The 17,905-nt window shown below is 67.8% G+C and carries 14 protein-coding genes; 6 read left to right on the forward strand and 8 right to left on the reverse strand.

Translation table 11 applies throughout. The features are described from left to right. Positions 1-12 precede the first annotated feature (12 nt). From HPY32_RS12870 to HPY32_RS12880, 3 genes are read right to left on the reverse strand one after another with little or no spacing between them, the layout of a single operon-like run. Positions 13-1,293, reverse strand: coding sequence for a nucleotide sugar dehydrogenase (locus HPY32_RS12870; RefSeq protein WP_067581130.1), 1,281 nt, complete (start codon positions 1,291-1,293; stop codon positions 13-15). Next, entirely contained in the window at positions 1,290-2,399 is a 1,110-nt protein-coding gene (locus tag HPY32_RS12875) for a DegT/DnrJ/EryC1/StrS family aminotransferase (protein WP_067581128.1), read from the reverse strand. Before HPY32_RS12875 ends, HPY32_RS12870 begins: the two co-directional genes overlap by 4 nt. Beyond that, complete coding sequence (locus HPY32_RS12880) at positions 2,396-3,568, reverse strand: DegT/DnrJ/EryC1/StrS family aminotransferase (RefSeq protein WP_197696372.1); 1,173 nt, start codon at positions 3,566-3,568, stop codon at positions 2,396-2,398. Before HPY32_RS12880 ends, HPY32_RS12875 begins: the two co-directional genes overlap by 4 nt. Positions 3,569-3,779: 211 nt before the next feature. Here HPY32_RS12880 and HPY32_RS12885 point away from each other — a divergent pair, with 211 nt between their 5' ends. Further along, on the forward strand, positions 3,780-4,868 hold the full coding sequence (locus HPY32_RS12885; protein WP_231951339.1) for an IS630 family transposase: 1,089 nt from the start codon (positions 3,780-3,782) through the stop codon (positions 4,866-4,868). Between the two features lie 66 nt (positions 4,869-4,934). Further along, positions 4,935-5,759, forward strand: coding sequence for an SDR family NAD(P)-dependent oxidoreductase (locus HPY32_RS12890; protein ID WP_171982850.1), 825 nt, complete (start codon positions 4,935-4,937; stop codon positions 5,757-5,759). 184 nt (positions 5,760-5,943) lie between these two features. Here the strand turns inward: HPY32_RS12890 and HPY32_RS46140 are convergent, their stop codons facing one another. Further along, positions 5,944-8,376, reverse strand: a complete 2,433-nt coding sequence (locus HPY32_RS46140; protein WP_156674114.1) for a winged helix-turn-helix domain-containing protein — start codon at positions 8,374-8,376, stop codon at positions 5,944-5,946. Between the two features lie 585 nt (positions 8,377-8,961). Here HPY32_RS46140 and HPY32_RS12900 point away from each other — a divergent pair. Beyond that, entirely contained in the window at positions 8,962-9,210 is a 249-nt protein-coding gene (locus HPY32_RS12900; RefSeq protein WP_156674113.1) for a putative signal transducing protein, read from the forward strand. 64 nt (positions 9,211-9,274) lie between these two features. Here the strand turns inward: HPY32_RS12900 and HPY32_RS12905 are convergent, their stop codons facing one another. From HPY32_RS12905 to HPY32_RS12915, 3 genes are all read right to left on the reverse strand, one after another. Continuing rightward, positions 9,275-11,791, reverse strand: coding sequence for an ABC transporter permease (locus tag HPY32_RS12905; RefSeq protein ID WP_067581120.1), 2,517 nt, complete (start codon positions 11,789-11,791; stop codon positions 9,275-9,277). After that, a complete protein-coding gene (locus tag HPY32_RS12910; RefSeq protein ID WP_067581118.1) occupies positions 11,788-12,483 on the reverse strand; it encodes an ABC transporter ATP-binding protein in 696 nt (231 codons plus the stop codon). The genes HPY32_RS12905 and HPY32_RS12910 overlap by 4 nt, the downstream gene beginning before the upstream one ends. A gap of 150 nt (positions 12,484-12,633) precedes the next feature. Then, positions 12,634-13,575, reverse strand: coding sequence for a UbiA family prenyltransferase (locus HPY32_RS12915; protein ID WP_067581116.1), 942 nt, complete (start codon positions 13,573-13,575; stop codon positions 12,634-12,636). A 169-nt stretch (positions 13,576-13,744) separates the two neighbouring features. Between HPY32_RS12915 and HPY32_RS12920 the strand changes: the two genes are divergently transcribed. Together HPY32_RS12920 and HPY32_RS12925 are read left to right on the forward strand one after the other, a co-directional pair. Further along, complete coding sequence (locus tag HPY32_RS12920; protein WP_067581114.1) at positions 13,745-15,292, forward strand: LVIVD repeat-containing protein; 1,548 nt, start codon at positions 13,745-13,747, stop codon at positions 15,290-15,292. 1 nt (position 15,293) lies between these two features. After that, complete coding sequence (locus HPY32_RS12925; protein ID WP_231951429.1) at positions 15,294-15,965, forward strand: DUF305 domain-containing protein; 672 nt, start codon at positions 15,294-15,296, stop codon at positions 15,963-15,965. 163 nt (positions 15,966-16,128) lie between these two features. Here the strand turns inward: HPY32_RS12925 and HPY32_RS12930 are convergent, their stop codons facing one another. Continuing rightward, a complete protein-coding gene (locus HPY32_RS12930; RefSeq protein WP_082870829.1) occupies positions 16,129-16,986 on the reverse strand; it encodes an AraC family transcriptional regulator in 858 nt (285 codons plus the stop codon). A gap of 75 nt (positions 16,987-17,061) precedes the next feature. On the opposite strand from HPY32_RS12930, the gene HPY32_RS12935 reads away from it, so the two are divergent. Beyond that, the gene (locus tag HPY32_RS12935) at positions 17,062-17,892 is read left to right on the forward strand and encodes an alpha/beta fold hydrolase (protein ID WP_067581110.1); all 831 of its coding nucleotides are present in this window, start codon (positions 17,062-17,064) and stop codon (positions 17,890-17,892) included. The last annotated feature ends 13 nt before the right edge of the window (positions 17,893-17,905 follow it).

The following is a 17,905-nucleotide window of genomic DNA, read 5'->3' on the forward strand; positions in this document are numbered from 1 at the left end:
GGCGATTCCCTTTCAGAGCAGCTCGACGTGCGGGCGGCCGGGCAGCCGGCGGCGGCAGTCGAAGACATAGGTCGCGTTCTCGACGATGAGGTCGTAGTCGACGTAGTCGTGATCGGTGAGGATCACCACCACATCGGCGGCCCGCACATCCCCCGCGGTCACCTCGGAACGAACCAGCCCGGCCAGCTCCGGTTTCTCCGCGATCAGCGCATCCGCGTAGTGCACATCCGCACCGGCCGCGACCAGCTGGCGGCAGATCTCCAGCGCGGGCGAGCAGCGCAGGTCCGACACGTTCGGCTTGTAGGCCAGCCCGATCGCGAACACGCGCGCGCCGACCGCCGCGATAGCGCGGCGCCGCAACCCCTTCTCGATGCGCCGGACCACGTAGGCGGGCATCTCCGCATTGATGCGGTCGGCGAGTTCGACCATCCGGAACCGCTGCTCGGTGTCCCGGGCGACCTTCCAGGACAGATACAGCGGATCGATCGGCAGGCAGTGCCCGCCGACCCCGGGGCCGGGCAGGAACTTCATGAACCCGAACGGCTTGGTGTCGGCCACCTCCAGCGCCTGCCACAGATCTATCCCGAGCAGATCCGCGTGCATCGCCAGCTCGTTCACCAAGGCGATGTTGACCTGCCGGAAGGTGTTCTCGAAGACCTTCGCCAGCTCGGCGACCTTCGGTTCGGGCGCGGTCACCACGCGATCGAGGAAGGCGCCGTAGAACTCTCGCACCCGCGACAGCGAGGCGTCGTCGATGCCGGAGACGACCTTCGGGGTGGTCTCCATGGTCCAGCGGGCATTGCCCGGATCGATGCGTTCGGGGCTGAAGCCCAGCGCGAAGTCGACGCCGGGCTCCAGGCCGGACTCCGCGCGCAGGATCGGCGCCACCACCTCCTCGGTGGTGCCCGGGTAGCTGGTCGACTCCAGGATCACCAGGCAGCCGGGCCGGGCGCGCCGCCCGACCTCGGTCGCCGCCGTGCGCACCGCGCCCAGATCCGGCTGCCGGTCCGCGTTCAGCGGGGTGGGCACGGTGATCACCGCGATATCGAAGCCGGACAGATCGGCGGCGGTGTCGGAGGGGCGGTAGCGGTGCGTCGCCAGCAGCGCCGCCAGCCGCTGCGAGGTGACGTCCGGGATCGGCGAGACGCCGCCGACCAGGGTGCGCACCCGCTCCGGGTCGGCGTCGAAACCCACGACGTCGTAACCGTTCTCGGCGGCGGCCACGGCCAGTGGGAGCCCGACGTGCCCCTGGCCGAGCACGACCACCTTCTCGATTCGCTCTGTAGTTGTCATGCCACGAACTCGCAAACGGTATCGGCGATGTACTCGACCTGGGTGTCGGTGAGATGCGGCCAGATGGGGACGGCCAGGTTGCGGTCGCTGGCCGACCGCGCGTGCGGCCACGATCCGGCACCGGCCCACGCGTCGAAGGCCGGTTGCTGCGGCAGCGGCACGGGATAGTAGACGTGGCTGCCGATCTCGCGCGCCGACAGCCACGCCCGCAGGTCCTCGCGGCGGTCCACCAGCAGCGAGTACACGTAGTAGCAGCGGCCGTTGCGACCGGCGGGCGGCGCGAGCACGCCGCGGTCGGCCAGCCCGGCGAAGCGCTCGGTGTAGTAGTCGGCGATCCGTGCCCGCCGCTCCAGCCGGTCGGCGAAACCGGGCAGCCGGGCCAGCTGGAAGGCGGCGATGATCTCGTCGAACCGCTTGTTCTGGCCGACGACGTGATGCAGGAACCGGGTCTTGCCGTCCTGGCCGTGATTGCGATGCATGCGCACCGCGGCGGCCAGCTCGGCGTCCTCGGTGAGCACCATGCCGCCCTCCCCGGCGGTTCCCATCGCCTTCACCTGGAAGAACGAGAACACGCCCAGATCGCCCCAGCGCCCGGCGGGGACGCCGTCGAGCACCGCGCCCTGCGCCACCGCCGCGTCCTCGATGAGCGCGAGGTCGTGTTCCCGCGCGATGGCCCGCATGGCGGGCATGTCGGCCATGATCGAGAACACGTGCGCGGGCATGATCGCCCGGGTGCGTGGGGTGATCGCGGCCCGCACCGCATCGGGGTCCAGCACCATCGTCCACGGGTCGACATCCGCGAAAACCGGTGTGGCACCGGCATTCACGACCGAGCTGGCGACCGGCTGGCAGCAGAACGCGGGCACGATCACCTCGTCGCCCGGACCCAGGCGCAGCGCCGCCACGCACAGCTCCAGCGCGCCGGTGCCGCTGGAGCAGGCCACCGTGTGCGTCGCCCCGCTGGCCTCGGCGATCGCCGCCTCGAATTCCGCGGTGCGGGCGCCGAGAATGAATTTCTGATCGGCTCCGGTACCCAGCTCGAACAGCAGATTCTCGAGCGTGTCGCGATCCGGTTCGAAAAGGTCGGGAGGAAAGAACGGAATCATCGGTGATCGCCTCGATAGAAAGCCGATATCGCGTCGCAGACGACGTCGATATCGTGTTCGGTGAGATCCGGGTAGAACGGCAGTGCAATGGCTCGGCGAGACGCCGCCGTCGCATGGGGGAATTTGTCCGGCGTATTCCGCTCGTTCGCGAAACACGGCTGTTCCGGCAGCGGGCGGGGATAATAGATTTCGGTGCCGATGCCCTGCACCGTCAGGTATTCGGCGAGCTCGTCGCGACGCTCCACCTCGATCAGGTAGACGTAGAAGACCGGGTTGGTGTCGGCGGTGCGCGGCAGCACTCGCGGGGTGCGCAGCACGCCGTCGATGCCCGCGAGGCGCTCGTCGTAGCGCGCCGCCAGCGCGGCCCGGCGGTCGATGTCGGCGTCCAGCGTGGTCAGCTTCGCCAGCAGGATCGCCGCCTGGATGTCGTCCATCTTGCTGTTGGTGCCGGAGGAGCCGGACAGGTTGGAGATTCCGGCGATGTGGTCGACGGTGCGGCCCATCCGGCCGTGGTGGCGCAGCGTCTGCACCCGGTCGGCGATGTCGGGATCGTCGGTGATCACCATGCCCGCGTCGCCGAGCGCGCCCAGCGTCTTGGTGGGGAAGAACGACAGCACCCCGCCGCGGCCGTGCAGGCCCGCGTGAATTCCGTTCCAGCGCATGCCGATCGCCTCGGCGCTGTCCTCGATCAGGTCGATGCCGTGGCGGCGGGCGAAGGCGGTCAGCGCCTGCAGGTCGGCGAGCTGGTGGAACAGGTGCACCGGCAGCACGGCCCGGGTGCGGGCGGTGACGGCCGCGGCCGCCGAGTCCAGGTCCATGGCGTAGTCGCCGTCGGCGGTGATGTCGGCGAAGACCGGGGTGGCGTGCACCAGCGCGACCGCCGAGGCAGTGGCGAAGAAGGTGTAGGCGGGCACGATCACCTCGTCGCCGGGCCCGACGCCGAGCGCGCGCAGCAGCAGCACCAGCGCGTCGGTGCCGCTGTTGACGCCGAGCGCGAATCGGGCCCCGGTGTAGTCGGCGATCGCGCGCTCGAGTTGGGCCACCTGCTGCCCGTGCGAATATTTACCGCGATCGAATACGGCGTCGACGTTCTTACGGATCTCCGGCCACATCCGGCGAAACGAGGCGGCCTGCGTGAAGAACGGGACGGAATGGGTCGCAGCGGTCATGCCCTGCATTTGTGCGTTCATATGCCTTCTGCCCCCGGAAGCGAATCTGTATCGATTGACCGGTTACCGACCTCGACCTCATGAACGGTATGTTGCGCGAGGTATCCGGTGCACTAGTGCCTCGTCCGGAAAGGTTGATGCGTTAATCGTCGGGGTGTCGGGTTGCTCGCCACTGGTCGGCCGGTGATGCTGCCTGGCGGAGGTGGTGCCGGTGGCTCGGAAGCCGGATGTGTTCGTCAGAGCGGTGACCCCGCAGGAGGGTCGCAAGCTGGCCCAGATCGCCCGGCGCAGCAAGCAACCAGTGCGGATGCGGCGGGCGGTGGTGGTGATGGCCTCGGCGCAGCATCAGCCGGTCGGGTTCATCGCGAAGCTGATGCAAGTATCGGAATCGTATGTGCGGCAAGTGATCCACGATTTCAACGAGAAGGGCTTCGAGGCGCTCGACCCAAAATGGAGAGGGGGCAGACCGGCGAAGACCGATCAGGCGATGCGTGATCGGATCTGTCGGATCGCCCGGTGCTGCCCCCTCGATCTAGGCTGGCCGTTCACGACGTGGAGCCTGTCGAAACTGCGAGAGGTATTGGCGGTCAACAGGATCGCCGAAATCAGCCGCGAGACGCTGCGCAGGATCCTGAAGGCCGGTGGGGTGTCGTGGCAGGCTACCAAAACCTGGAAGGCCAGCAACGATCCCGAGTTCACCGAGAAGATGAACCGGGTGCTCGACCTCTACGACCATCCACCCGCAGACGGGCGCGTGATCTGTGTGGACGAGTTCGGTCCGTTGAATCTGCAGCCGCGGCCCGGTCGCGGCTGGTTCACGCGTCGCCGGCCCAAGCGGCTGCGAGCGACCTACAACAGAACCCAAGGCGTGCGGCACATGCTCGGCGCCCTGGACCTGCGCAGCGGGCAGTTGTACTACCGGATCCGTGACCGCAAACGCTGGACCGAATTTCTGGCCTTCCTCAAGACCTTGCGGGCCCGCTGGGCGGGCGAGAAGTTGTACCTGATCTGCGACAACTACTCGGTCCACAAACGGCGTGAGGTGCGAGAGTGGTGCGCCGCCAACCAGATCGAGTTGGTGTTCCTGCCGACCTACTCCTCATGGCTGAACCGCATCGAATGCGAGTTCGCCGCCCTGCGCTACTTCGCGCTGAACGGTACCGATCACCGCAGCCATGACGAGCAGGACGCGGTCATCGGCGACTACATCCGCTGGCGTAACCAGCACGCCGGACCTGTCCGCAACTTCGCTGTCGGCTCCAAGATCCGGCGACCCGATTACCTACCGAAGGTTGCGTGACAAGGCACTAGCAAGAAACTGCTGTCCACCCTTTCGGGCGAAGGGCCGGGCTGGTTGTATCGGGGTATGAGAGCCTCCGCCGCACTGTTGCGCACGCCCACCCGTCCCTGCCGCCGGGCCCGGCGGCGGCCGATCGCCGGGCTGCGGATCGTGATCACGGGCGCCTCCTCGGGCATCGGCCGGGCCGCGGCGCTGGCGCTCGCCGCGCAGGGGGCACGGGTCGTGCTGGTCGCCCGGCGCGAGACGGAACTTCGGTTGGTGCACAAGGAGATCGGCGAATCGGGGGGTTGCGCGGAGTATCACGTGGCGGATCTGAGCAGGCCCGCGGAGGTGGACGCGCTGGTGGCCCGGCTCGCCGGGGGCGATCGCATCGATGTACTGATCAACAACGCGGGCAGGTCGATTCGCCGCGCGGTGGCCGAATCCCTGGACAGGGTCCACGATTACGAGCGCACCATGGCGATCAACTACTTCGGCGCGGTGCGGCTCACCCTGGGCCTGCTCCCCGCCATGCGCGCGGCGGGCGGCGGCCACATCGTCAATGTGGGCACCTGGGGCGTGGGTTTCGAGACCTCCCCGTACTTCTCGGCCTACCTGGCCTCCAAGTCCGCCCTCGTCGCCTTCGGCCGCTGCCTCGACGCCGAACTGTCCCTCGAAGGCATCCACACCACGGCCGTCAACTTCCCCTCCGTCCGCACCCCCATGATCGCCCCCACCACCAAGTACGCGAACCTCCCCGCCCTATCCCCCGAACAAGCCGCCCAGTGGCTCGTCACCGCCATCCACAAACGCCCCCTCCGCATCGAGCCCTACGCGGTCCACCTCCTCCGGCCGTTGAACGCCGTCGCTCCCCGCACGGCCGCAAAAGTGTTGCTGCGCTTGGGGATGTGATCCCGGCCAAAAGCACGCCGGGATCATGGTGACGGCACGCCGGGATCATGGTGACGGCACGCCGGGATCATGGTGACGGCACGCCGGGATCATGGTGACGGCATGCCGGGATCATGGTGACGGCATGCCGGGATCATGGTGACGACGCTCATGGTCCCGGCATGCTTTTGGCCGGGATCTATCGTCACCCCGCGCGGTTGCGGTGGGGTTGGCAAGTGTCCGGCTGCGGGGTGATCGGGAGTTCGGTGGTGTCCACAAGGCTTGTGGGGGACTGGGATTCGCGTTCGACGACGAGGGCTACGTGGAGGCGGGAGGGGCAGTCCAGTTTGACCATGACCTGGCGGAGGTGGTTGACGACGGTCCATTCGGACAGGCCCAGGTGGCTGGCGATCATGCGGTTGGTCATGCCGGTGGCCACCAGTTCGGCGATCTCGCGCTGGCGGGGGGTGAGGACCGCGAGGGAGGAGCCGTTGTCGTCGGGGAGGGCGGGGATGGAGCGGGCGTAGGCGATCACCTCGGGCAGGTCCATGTCGGCGATGTTCTGCATGATCTCGCGGAAACCTTTCTCGCCCAGCAGCTCTCGCCCCTCGGTGAGGCCGCGGAGCGTGTCGTCGCCCTCCAACTGCCCGATGCCGTGGCGGCCGCGCAACTGCCGCGCCGCCAGCCACAGCGTCGCGGCCGCCTCGGCGTGTTCGGCACCGGCGAACGCGTACGCCTGGGCGCAGCCCTCGAGCGCGCCGATCGTCTCCAGCAGGCAGCGATCCGCCTGCTGGCTGCCGAGCACCGTCGCGAACAGCTGTACCGCTCGTCCCGCCGTGTCCCGCGACAGCTGGGTGCGCGCGAGCGCGTTGATCGCCGCCAGGCGAACGCCCTCCCGCTCGATCTGCTGGATGCGGTCGCGCAGGTCCACCCATTCGGTGTCCGACCGGTTCGGCGGCGCGGGCAGGGCCAGCATGGCGGCGGTGAGAGCTATTGCGCGGGAATCGGTTTCGAATCCCGGCTCCGGGGATTCGGCGGCCGATCGCAGCTGCGCCTCGGCCTCGGAGCGGCGGCCGATCCGGCGCAGCGCCTCGGCCAGCACGGCGGCCACCCGGCGCTCGCCGTCTCGATCGCCGCTGCGGCGGCAGGCGGCCGCCGATTCGGTGAGCAGGTCGACCGCGCGGTGCGCCCGGCCCGCCCGCAGCGACCACCGGCCCAGCAGTTCCAGGCAGCGGCGGTGCGCGGCGCCGGGCCGGTCCTCGGTCGGGGCGACCAGCACGCCCGACACCAAAAGCTCCACCTCGCCGAGCAATCCGAGCTGAATCCACACGTCCTCGAGGACCGCCGCCAGCCGCACGGCGGCATCCAGGCGACCGGTCTCGCCGAGTTGCCGGATGGTGCCCAGGAAGTCGTGCGCCAGCCGGGCGGCCGTCTCCGGGACGGTGCGGCCGGTGTCGCGGCGGCGCAGCCACAAACCGAGGGTGTCGGCCAGTTCCGCCATGCGCTCGGCATGCTCGTAGCGCAGCCGCCGCGCCCGCGCCCGGTCGCTCGCGAGGGTGCGCCGGCACCAGGCCCGGACGGTGGCGATGAGCGCGAAGGTGACATTGCCGTGCTCGTCCGAACGGTAGTGCAGCAGACTGTGATTCACGAGTTCGGCGAGTGCGTCCGCGGTCGCCTCGGCGTCGGCGCCGCCGAGTAGGTGTGCGGTGCTGCGGTCCACCGCTGCCGCGCACAGCGACAGCCGCAGCAGCAGATCGCGCGCGGGCGCGCTCAGGGCGTCCAGGCCCCAGTTCACCGCGTCGTAGAGGGTGCGGTGCCGCTTCGGGGTGTCGACGAATCGCGCCGATTCCAGGTCGCCGCCCGCCTCGATGAGCCGCAGCGCGCGGACCGCGCCCACCCGGGCGATGGTGGCGGCGGCCAATTCCAGCGCCAGCGGCACGCCGTCCAGTGCCCGCGCGATCTCGTCCAGCACCAGCTGATCGGCGATCGTGACCGAGCCGCGGTAGTGGCTGTCGATGCTCTGTAGCAGCAGTTGCGACGCCGGGGACGAGGCGGGCACGCAGTCCTTCGCCGGATCGCCCGCGGGCAGCGGGACGACGCAGAACACGCACTCGCTGTGCAGGTTCAGCGGGACCCGCGTGGTCGCGACGATGGTCAGCTGCGGACAGCGCTGCAGCAGCCGGGCGATATCGCGGGAGATCGCGCCCACCACCGGATCACAGTTGTCCAGCAGCAGTATCGCGCCGACCGGGCCGATGGCCCGCTCCACCTCCCGCAGGACGATCGACGCGTCGGCCTCGTCGGCAAGGCGCTCGGCGGCCAGGTGCGGGGCGATCGCCTCCAGGACGATCCGCCACGCCGCCTGCCGGTCGGCGGCCCCGGCGAGGTCGGCCATCGGGATCCGTCTGTCCCGGAAACTCCCGGCCTGCAATGCCTCCCGGGCCAGGCTGCTCTTCCCCACACCGGCGGTGCCGGTGAGTGTCAGCAACCGGACCTTCGGGCCGGTCAGCATATGTTCCAGTTCGGCCAGCTCGGCCTCTCGATGCGCCGCGACCGGCAGTCGATATGTTCCGGCCAGTAGTCGGGCACTGTCGGAGGAATTCACCGGTGGCACCTTGGCGAGGCTGTATTCGATCACGGCCCCCCGCTCCCATATCAGCTCATAACCCACTCGCACGAGATGGTCGCCTCATGCGTCACTGCATTTCCGAATCCGTGTCGGTCGAGTCCTCATGGACGTGAGGTACACGATAACAATCTTTCATTGGTTATCAAGCAGTCTCGCAGAAACTGCTGGAACAGGTTCACGCGATGGATCGTGAGCTGGGGCGGAATTGATCGGCGTCCGCTATGACCGGGTCCATACGGTGTCCAGCGCTCATATCACGATCTACACAGCTAGGGAATAGCAATTCCTTGCTACCGGCAATTTCTCATATCTGACACGGCGTCGTAGTCACGCCCTCGATACAACGGGCAGACAGGGATACCTTCCTTATGCTACGCCCTGCTATCCACTCGTCAATTTGAATCGTTAGCATTTCTGTTCAGCAATCATTACCCGCGCCCAACCGCGCAAACTTCCTGATTCCGGCATGCCGGGAACAGGAAGGGCATATGCACAGGGGAGAAAGCAGTACCGAAGGTATCGGAAATCTATCGGTAAAAGCATTTTCGCGCCACCCCCGCTGGTGGCCGCGGCGGGCGGAGCTACACTCGCGCGATGAGGTTTCGTTTCGGTCGCGCGGCCGCACCGGCCGTGGAGGATTACGGCCTGCTCGTCGCGGTGGCCACCGTCTCCGCGGCGGCCACCGCCCAGGGTGTCCGTAACCTGCTGCAGGACAACGGCATTCGCGCCACCATCGGTCCGGCGCATGCCGAGCGCCGCGGGGGGCAGGGGCGGTTACGCATCCTGGTGTTCCCGGAGGACGCGGGGCGGGCCTATGAGTTGCTGTGTACCAATACCTTTTGAGGGGATCCCGGCCAAAAGCATGCCGGGATCACGGGTGTCATGCCGGGATCACGGGTGTACAGCCTTAATCCTGGGCGACCAGTTCGGCCAGGGGGATCTCCTGTGAGGAACGCCGGGCCACGAACAGGGCCAGGGCGACGGCCGCGAAGGTCAGCGGGAGGCTGAGGGCCAGCAGGGGAACCGGGATGGTGACCGCGGGGAGCAGGCCGCTCTGGATGGACAGGGCGCTGATCATGGCCGGAATCGCCAGCAGGCCACCGGGTACCGCGACCACCCAGGCGATCGCCCCGATGATCGCCGATTCGATCAGCAGCTGCCGCCGCACCGCGCGTCGCTCGCCGCCCGCCAGCCGGGTCAGCGCGATGGCGCGCTGCCGCTCGGCCAGGCTGGAGGCCAGCGTCGCCGCCCCGACCGCGGTCGCGACCACGAACATCACCCAGGCGAAAGCCTCGAACGCGCTCACCAGCCGCCCGGTCAGCGACACGAAGCTGGCCCGCAGGCCGTCCTCATCGATCGTCCGCGCCCGCGGATAGCGTTCGCGCAGCAGGCTTTTCACCTCGTCGACCACCTTCGCCCGATCCGCGCCCGCGGCCAGGTCGATGCCGATGGTATTGACCCCGGTCCCGCCGACCAGCTGCCGATACAGCCCCTCGCTCGCGAACACCGTGCCGCCGTCGGAGACCGAATCGTCGATGACCGCGGCCACCCGGACCGCGCGATGCCCGTCCGGCAGCGGCAGATTCACTTGCGAACCCACCCGGATCCGGTGGATCCGTGCGAAATTCGAGGAGACACCGATGGTGTCGTCGGTGAGGCTGTTCAGCACGTCGGACGGCCCGTCGGTCACCCGCAGCCGGGTCAGCTCGGCGAGCCGGGGCCCGCTCCACGACCACAGCGGATAGCGCGCCCCGTCGATACCCACACTGGCATAAGAGAATCCGTAGGCCGACCGAATGCCCGGCAGGCTCTCCAGCTCGCCCTCCAGCGAGATCGGCATGGCCTCGCCGGTGAGCAGTTCGCCGGTCGGCGCGGCCTGCACGAACAGATTCACCGTCGACCATCGATCCACCGAGTGGGCGACATCGTTCTTGATGCTGGTGGACACCCCGGACATGGCCAGCGCGGTCACCATGGCCACGGCGAAGGTGATGCTCAGCGCCGCATTGCGCCGCCAGCCCACCTCCAGCTGCCTGCCGACGAACAGCCCCGCCGGACCCGAATCGGCGTGGCGCAGTGCGGTTCCCGCCACCACCGGCAGCACCGTGCACAGCACCGCGACGGCGTAAAAGATCGGGACCAGCGCCGCCGCCTTCAGCAGCGTCGGCGCCCACACCAGGATCACCACGGCGAGCACCAGCGCGGCGACCGCGGTGAGCACCGGCCGGGTGATCGCCGATGGTGCGGCGGCGGCCCGATCCCGATTGTTCACCGCGTCGATGGCGGCGACCTTGCGCAACCGGTACAGCCCCGACAACCAGGCCACACCGAACATCACCACCGCACCGCCGAAGGCCCCGAGCACCGCTGGCAGCCACGGGAATCCGGGATTGAGCGCCTGCTGAGTCAGGCTGGTGATCTGAGTGGTGAAGGCGGACAACCGGCTTCCGAGCAGCAGCCCGGCCGCCGCGCCGATCACATAGGTGCCCAACAGAATCGGGATCATCACCGCGCCCGAGCCGAGCATCAGATCCCGAGGCCGGGCGCCGAACAACCGCAGCCGCGCCAGGATCGGCCCCGCATCGGTGAGCACCAGCCGCCAGGTGAGGAACAGCACCACGCTCGCGGTGAGGATCGCGATGGCCGCGAACATCGCGAGAATCGACAGCGGCGTCTTGAAGGTCCGGTTGTAGCCGGAGAACAGGTCTTTCGGATCCTTCACCGCCGCCGAGCCGTCCAGCACCGACGACACCGCCGTGCGCGTCTGCGCGGCGTCGAATCTCGCGGGCTTCAGCAACAGCACGTCGGTATTGGTCCCGCGGTCGAAAGCCGTTGCGACGCTGGCGATCGGCGCGATCACGACCGCGCCGCGATTGGCGAAGTCCTGCCTCAGCAGGCCCGCGACCTTCCAGCGGACCACCCCGGTGGGCGTGGACGCCGCGATCTGCGCACCCGGCGAGATGCCCTGTGCGGCAGCCCAACTCTTCGACAGATACACCGCGCCCGGTGTGAGCGCGGCCGGGCCGGAGTCCAGCGCCATCGCGGAGGAATCCAGCATGGTCGGCAGCGACGGATCGACGCCGAGCACGATGACCGAGCGGAAGGCGCCGCCGATGTTCAGCTTGGTATTGGCCACCAGCATGCGCGAGGTCAGCGCGCCGGAGGCGGTGGCGGCCCGCTGCGTCATCGCGGCCGACATCCCGGCCTGCGACTGCGCCTCCACCGCCACGGTGCCGGGGGCGATGCCCTGCACCGGCGCATTGCGGATCGCGCCCATGACGGTGGCCGCGAGCAGCAGCACCGCGGTGGTCAGCATGATGCCGCCGACGCCGGCGGCGATCGCCGCGATCAGCCGGATCGGCCGCCGCACCCAGCCGCGGGCCAGCGACCGGGCCACCAGTGTGATCGGACCGAGCTCGTTCACACGCCCACCCGTTCCTCGTCGATTCGGCCGTCCACCAACCGGATCAGGTGATCGGCGTCCACCACCAGATCCAGGTCGTGGGTGACGATGATGCCCGCGGCGTCGTGCTGGGTGACCAGCTTGCGGAACAGCTCCATCACCACCCGCCCGTTCTCCGAATCCAGTGCGCCCGTGGGCTCGTCGGCGAAGACCACCGCGGGCTCGCCCACGCACGCCCGGGCCACCGCCGCGCGCTGCGCCTCACCGCCGGACACCGTGCCCGGCCAGGCGTCGGCGCGATGGTCCAGGCCCACCTGACCGAGCAGTTCCCGGGCGCTCGCCAGCGCCGCCTTGCGCTTCGCGCCGCCGAAAATCAGTGGGGCCGCGACGTTTTCGGCCAGGGTGAGGGACGGCACCAGGTTGTCTTTCTGCAGCACGAAGCCGAGCCGCCGGGCCCGCAGCCGCGACATCTCGGCCTCGTCGTATTCCGCGAGGTCGCGGCCGAGCAGGCGCACCGTGCCCGAGGTCGGCCGATCCAATCCGGACAGCAGGTTGCACAGGGTGGATTTCCCGCTGCCGCTCTTGCCGACGATCGCCAGAATCTCGCCCGCGCGGACCGTGACGCTGCACCCCCGCACGGCGTGGACGGTGGTCTCGCCGAAGGCGAATTCCTTGCTGACGGCATCGGCCTCGACCACGATCCGTTCGGTCATGGACTGGTCCTCTCATTCAAGTTCCCGGCGGTCCTCTCGGTCATCTGAGTTCCCGGCCTCTCGATCATCTGAGTCCCGGCCTCTCGATCATCTGAGTTCCCGGCCTCTCGGTCACCTGAGTTCCCGGCATGCTTTTCGCCGGGATCTCGACTATCGATGGAAGTGGTAGATATTCGCCAGCACCAGCAGCGCGATGCCCAGCTCGTGAATGCGCCGACCGTACATGCGGGCCAGCAGCGCGTCGTGCGCCCCGAAACCCTTGCGGTACTGCATCGCCCGCAACGCGAATACCGGCACGAGGGCGACGAGATACAGCACCGGCACGGTCGTCGAGGCCACGAAGGCGATCGCGATGGCGGGTTCCAGAATCGAAAGCCCCGCCACCGCACGCGCATACCCTTTGTCGTCGGTCGCGGTAGCGATATTCAGCCGACCGTTGCCGCGATCCACCTCGAGGTCGTGCAGGTTCGAGTACATCGAGGTGAGCACCGACCACAGCCCGATCAGCACCGATTCCATGGCGGCCACCGCGGTAAGACCATTGGTGAACAGCAGCGACATCACCGCGACGGGCAGGCCGAAACCGAAGAACAGCACCAACTCCTGGCCGCCGATATGGCTCAGATTCAGCCCGTAGGAATACTGCACGCACAGCAGCACCGCCACCAGCGCCAGCGCGATCAGCCAGATCGGGTGATACGGCGCGACCAGGAATCCGGCGATCAGCAGCGCCGAACCGCCGAGCGCGCAGCCCCAGGCGCACCACTGCGCCTCCCGCAATTCCAATTGGCCGGTGATCAACGGTTTGGATTCGGCCTTGCGCAGATAGCTCGGATTGTTCAGATAATTCCGCGCGTCGGAGCCGTCCTTGAATCCAGTGATATCGTCGAATGCGGCGGTCGCGTGATGCACCAGAAAATAACCGGCCAGCAGCGCGACCAGCGAAATCCAATTCGTCCCGTCCCGCAGCGCCGCGAACGGCAGCACCGACAAACCCACCAGGAAACACAGGTGGACATCGAAGAAATACAGGTTACCGAGCCGCGCGTACGCGCGCAGCTTGTTCGGTCCCGTCACCGCTGAACTCGTCATCGACTTTCGCCTCCCGGTGATCGTCACACCCGGTACAACGTAGGACAATTCCCGAGTACGGCGTATCGCAACTTCCTGCTAGTGCCCCGCCCAACCCCCCGGCTATAGCGTCTAGCACCGGGTGTATTTCGAATCTTCGCAAGCGGCGAGGCAAGAGGGTGGTTGGCTGATGAGGTCTCGGGTGCGGCCCGGCTCCCTGCTGGTGGCCGGAATGATGGTGGCGGCCCTGCTCCCCGGGGTCGCCGCCGCGGATGACGATCTGGGGCAGATACTGGGCGACGTCGGCCAGGATTCGGTGCCGACCGCCGACTGCGGGCCCGGCTCGCGGCCGGAGACCGGGTTGCAGGGCGATGTGCCCGCCGACGACCGCAACGACGGCCGCAGTAAACAGGGCTACACCTGCAATACCTCGTTCGTCGGCGGCTATCAGGGCACGGGCGGCGGCATGCTGTCCGCGTCCTTCGATCACTGTTCCTATACGGGCACGTTCTTCCCCGGGCAGCTGTTACAGGGCGACGGCGGCGTGACCGTCCTCGACGCCTCCGATCCGGCGCATCCGGTGCGCACCGATATGCTGCGCGAGCCCGCCATGGTCGGCGGCACCTTCGAGACGCTCAAGGTGAACAAGACCCGAAAGCTGTTGGCCGCCACCGCGGTTCCGCTGGGCATCGCGGGCGGCGGCTATTTCTCGATCTACGACATCTCCGACTGCGCCCATCCGCGGCTGCTCAATCACGGGGCGGGCACCCAGTTGACGATGCCGATGCCGTTCCTGTCGCACGAGGGCGGCTTCTCCCCCGACGGCAACACCTACTGGGCCTCCGGCGTTTTCCCGGGCCTGCTGAGCGCGATCGATGTCTCGGATCCGGCCAACCCGCACATCATCTGGCAGGGCCTGACCGGTATCGAGGGGCACGGGTTCGGCATCAGTCCCGACGGGAACCGGCTGTATCTGTCGGCGTGGGCGGGGATGACCGTGCTCGACGTCAGCGCGGTGCAGCGCCGCGATCCGAATCCGCAAGTGCCACACCTGGGTCACCTGTTCTGGACCGACGGGCAGGTCACCCAGCACAGCATTCCGGTGTTCTACCACGGTCATCCGTATACCTTCACGCCGGACGAAATCGGTTCCGGCGGTGTGAAACTCATCGATGTCTCGGATCCGGCGAACCTGCGGATCGTGCAGCGGCTCAAGCTGGCGATCGATACGCCCGCGAATATCGAGGAGAATGTCCGCTCCTCCCAGGGTGGTTCGGTGCTGACCTACGATCCGCACTACTGCACCGTCGACCGGCAGGACGATCCGACGGCGATGGCGTGCTCGTGGCTGTCGTCGGGGATCCGGGTCTTCGATGTCCGCGATCCGAACAATATTCACGAGATCGCCTACTACAACCCGCCCGCCCGCACCGGCGAGAATCTGAATCTGGTGAACTCGCCGCACGCGCAGGCGTCGGTGATCGGGCTGCCGCTGCTGGAGTTCATGGCCATCGGGCGCTCCGGGTTCCAGGGCAAGCTGAACCTGTTGAACACCTTGACCTCTCGCTCGGCGCAGGCGTTCAACGGCGATCTGTCGTCGGACTGGTGCCTGTCGCCGCCGGAGTGGCACGGCACGCAGCTGTGGACCACGTGCAGCGACAACGGATTCATGGTGATCCAGCTGGACAATCACGTGTATTCGCCACCGTCGAACCAGGATTCGACGGTCGGGGCCTGACGTGACGATCCTCGGACGACGCTGGGTGCCGGCGGTGGCGGGCGTGCTCACCGCGATCCTGCTGCTGGCCATGGGCGCGGCGCTGCGCCCGCTGATTCCGGGCTCCGACGCCGTGGGCGACCACGGGATCACGCTCAGCGCCGCGGAAATCGGCTTCGCACAAGATATGTCGACCCATCACGAGCAGGCCGTGTTCATGACGCAATACCTCGACAAGGGCAGCGTGGACCCGGTCGTCGCCCTGCTGGCGGAGCAGATCTCCGCGAACCAGATCCAGGAGATCGGCATCATGCGCGGCTGGCTCATGCTGTTCGACAAGCCGCAAACGGGCCAGCACCCCATGGCCTGGATGCAGCAGACGACGGCACATGCCATGGGGCACATGGCCTCCGCCGCCCCCGCGCCCCCACCCGCCATGCCCGGCATGGCAACCTGGGACGACCTCAACCGCCTGCACCAGCTGAAGGGCCGCGACGCGGAAATCCTGTTCCTGCAACTGATGATGCGCCACCATCAGGGCGGCATAGACATGGCCCACGAGGCCATTCCCCTGCTGCACTCACCGGTGATCAAGCGAATCACACAGGGGATGATCAACGATCAGACGCAGGAGTTCGGGTATATGGGGATGCTGTTGCAGCAGCGGGGGGCGCCGATGCTGCCATATCCGTGATCCCGGCCAAAAGCATGCCGGGATGACGGGAGGGAAGAGCGTGCGTGCCCTTCGTGCGGACGTCGAGACTCGACCGGTCTCCTTCGAGCGCGGCGAGCTGTTCGTTCATCGGAATGTCTTCCGGATGGGCCGACGGTCCGGGCGCTGGCAGCGGGCGCTCGCCTCAGCCCAGGTATCCGATTCGTCGTGCTGAGTTCGGGGTTGTTCCGGTCATGCGGCGGTAGAACTTTGCGAAGTTGGTTGCTTCGGTGAAGCCGAGTTCGCTGGCCAGCGTGGCGAGGGTGACGTCGGTGGTAGCGAGTCGCCGCCGCGCTTCCAGGGCGATTCGTTCGTCGAGAAACCGTTTGGCGCTCATGCCTCGTGCTCGCCGAACCGACCGGTCGATGGTTCTCGCGCTGGCGTGGACCGTCTGCTCGTAGTCGCGGATGTGGTGATGCCGTGGGAATTGCTTTTCCACCGCCGCCGCGAACCGCTCGAAGACCGCCGATGTGGTCGCGGTGTCGGCCGCACTGCCGGGTGCGGCGGCGATGAGCGGTGCGAGAGCCAGGCGGAGGGCATCGGCGAGGTCGTGCGCCGAAGGTCCCACGGCGAGAAGAAGTTCCACATGTCGCAGTGCTGTCGCGGCGAGCGCGTCGCGTGGGTCCCAGGCCCATTGGCTCGGCCGCAGCGCGTCATCGGCGAACGCGGCGACCCGGGTGCCGGGAGCAAGCACCTCGGGGGTGAACAACAGCAGCATCCCGCGCAGGCGGGACGCATCCAGGACACGGTGGACCTGTCCGGGACGCAGCCAGAACACGGTGCCCTCGATCAATGTCTCTTCTCGAAAATCAATGGCGTGCAGCCCCGTACCGCCGGTGACTACACCGACGACATGGAAATCCGGGCGAACCGGCCGAGAGCGCACGGGCCCTCGCAGGACGTCGGTTTCGGGGAAGCGCCGCAACTCGACCGGCATCGAGCCGACCCCCGCACGAGCGGGCGCATAACCGACACCGAGTACGGGTTGACGTATTTCGACCATAACCGGTCACCAAATTACCTCGTCGGGGATGCACCAATGAGTTGAGATGGAGATATTCGACCCGACAGGAGCACGATGAGTACGATCATTGCCCGCGGTCAGCGCTTCCGCATCGCCGACTCCGGCGGCCGCGGTTCCGCGATCGTTTTTCTGCACGGCAACCTCATGGACTCGACCATGTGGGACCCCATCGTCGCGTCGCTCGGCGACTATCGTTGTCTGCGTTTCGATTTCCGGCTGCACGGTGCCACCGACGACGACGGTCTGCCGTTCACCTACTGGGACGCCGCACGCGATGCACTGGGCATCCTCGACGCGCTCGGCGTGCCCGCCGCGCACTTCGTCGGACACTCGCAGGGCGGATTCACCGCACTGCGGGCCGCATTGCTTGCCCCGCAGCGCATTACGAGCATGACCCTCATCGACAGCGCTGCCGACGCGTTTCCCGGCCCGGCGCTGGAACAGATGGCGCGAATCCGGGACGGGTTCGCCGCCGACGCCGTCGCGGCAACCGGCTCGGCGGTGCTGGATCTGCTGCTGGGCACCGATGACGAGGCGGCCGCGCACTGGCTGGCCCGCATGCAACGCCAACCGGCCGATCGGCTCAGCCGCGCCGTGGGCGTGCTCATGGGAACCGACAGCATCACCGATCGTCTCGCCGAAATCAGCACACCGACTCTGGTCGTCCACGGCAGCACAGACGTGCCGATCCCACCCGAGGCGGGCATCGCCCTCGCCAGCGCGCTCCCCGCCGCCGAACCCTTCGAGCTGCTCGACGGTGCCGCCCACACCCCACCCGTCACCCACCCCGCCGAAGTCAGCGCCCTGCTGCACCCCTTCCTCGAGAAAAACATCTTCGGCTCACGGGAGCAGGAAGGCCACCCGGGAAGGTCAGCTACTATCTAATTACGTACGTAGT

This window comes from Nocardia terpenica (genome assembly GCF_013186535.1).
Lineage (GTDB): Bacteria > Actinomycetota > Actinomycetes > Mycobacteriales > Mycobacteriaceae > Nocardia > Nocardia terpenica.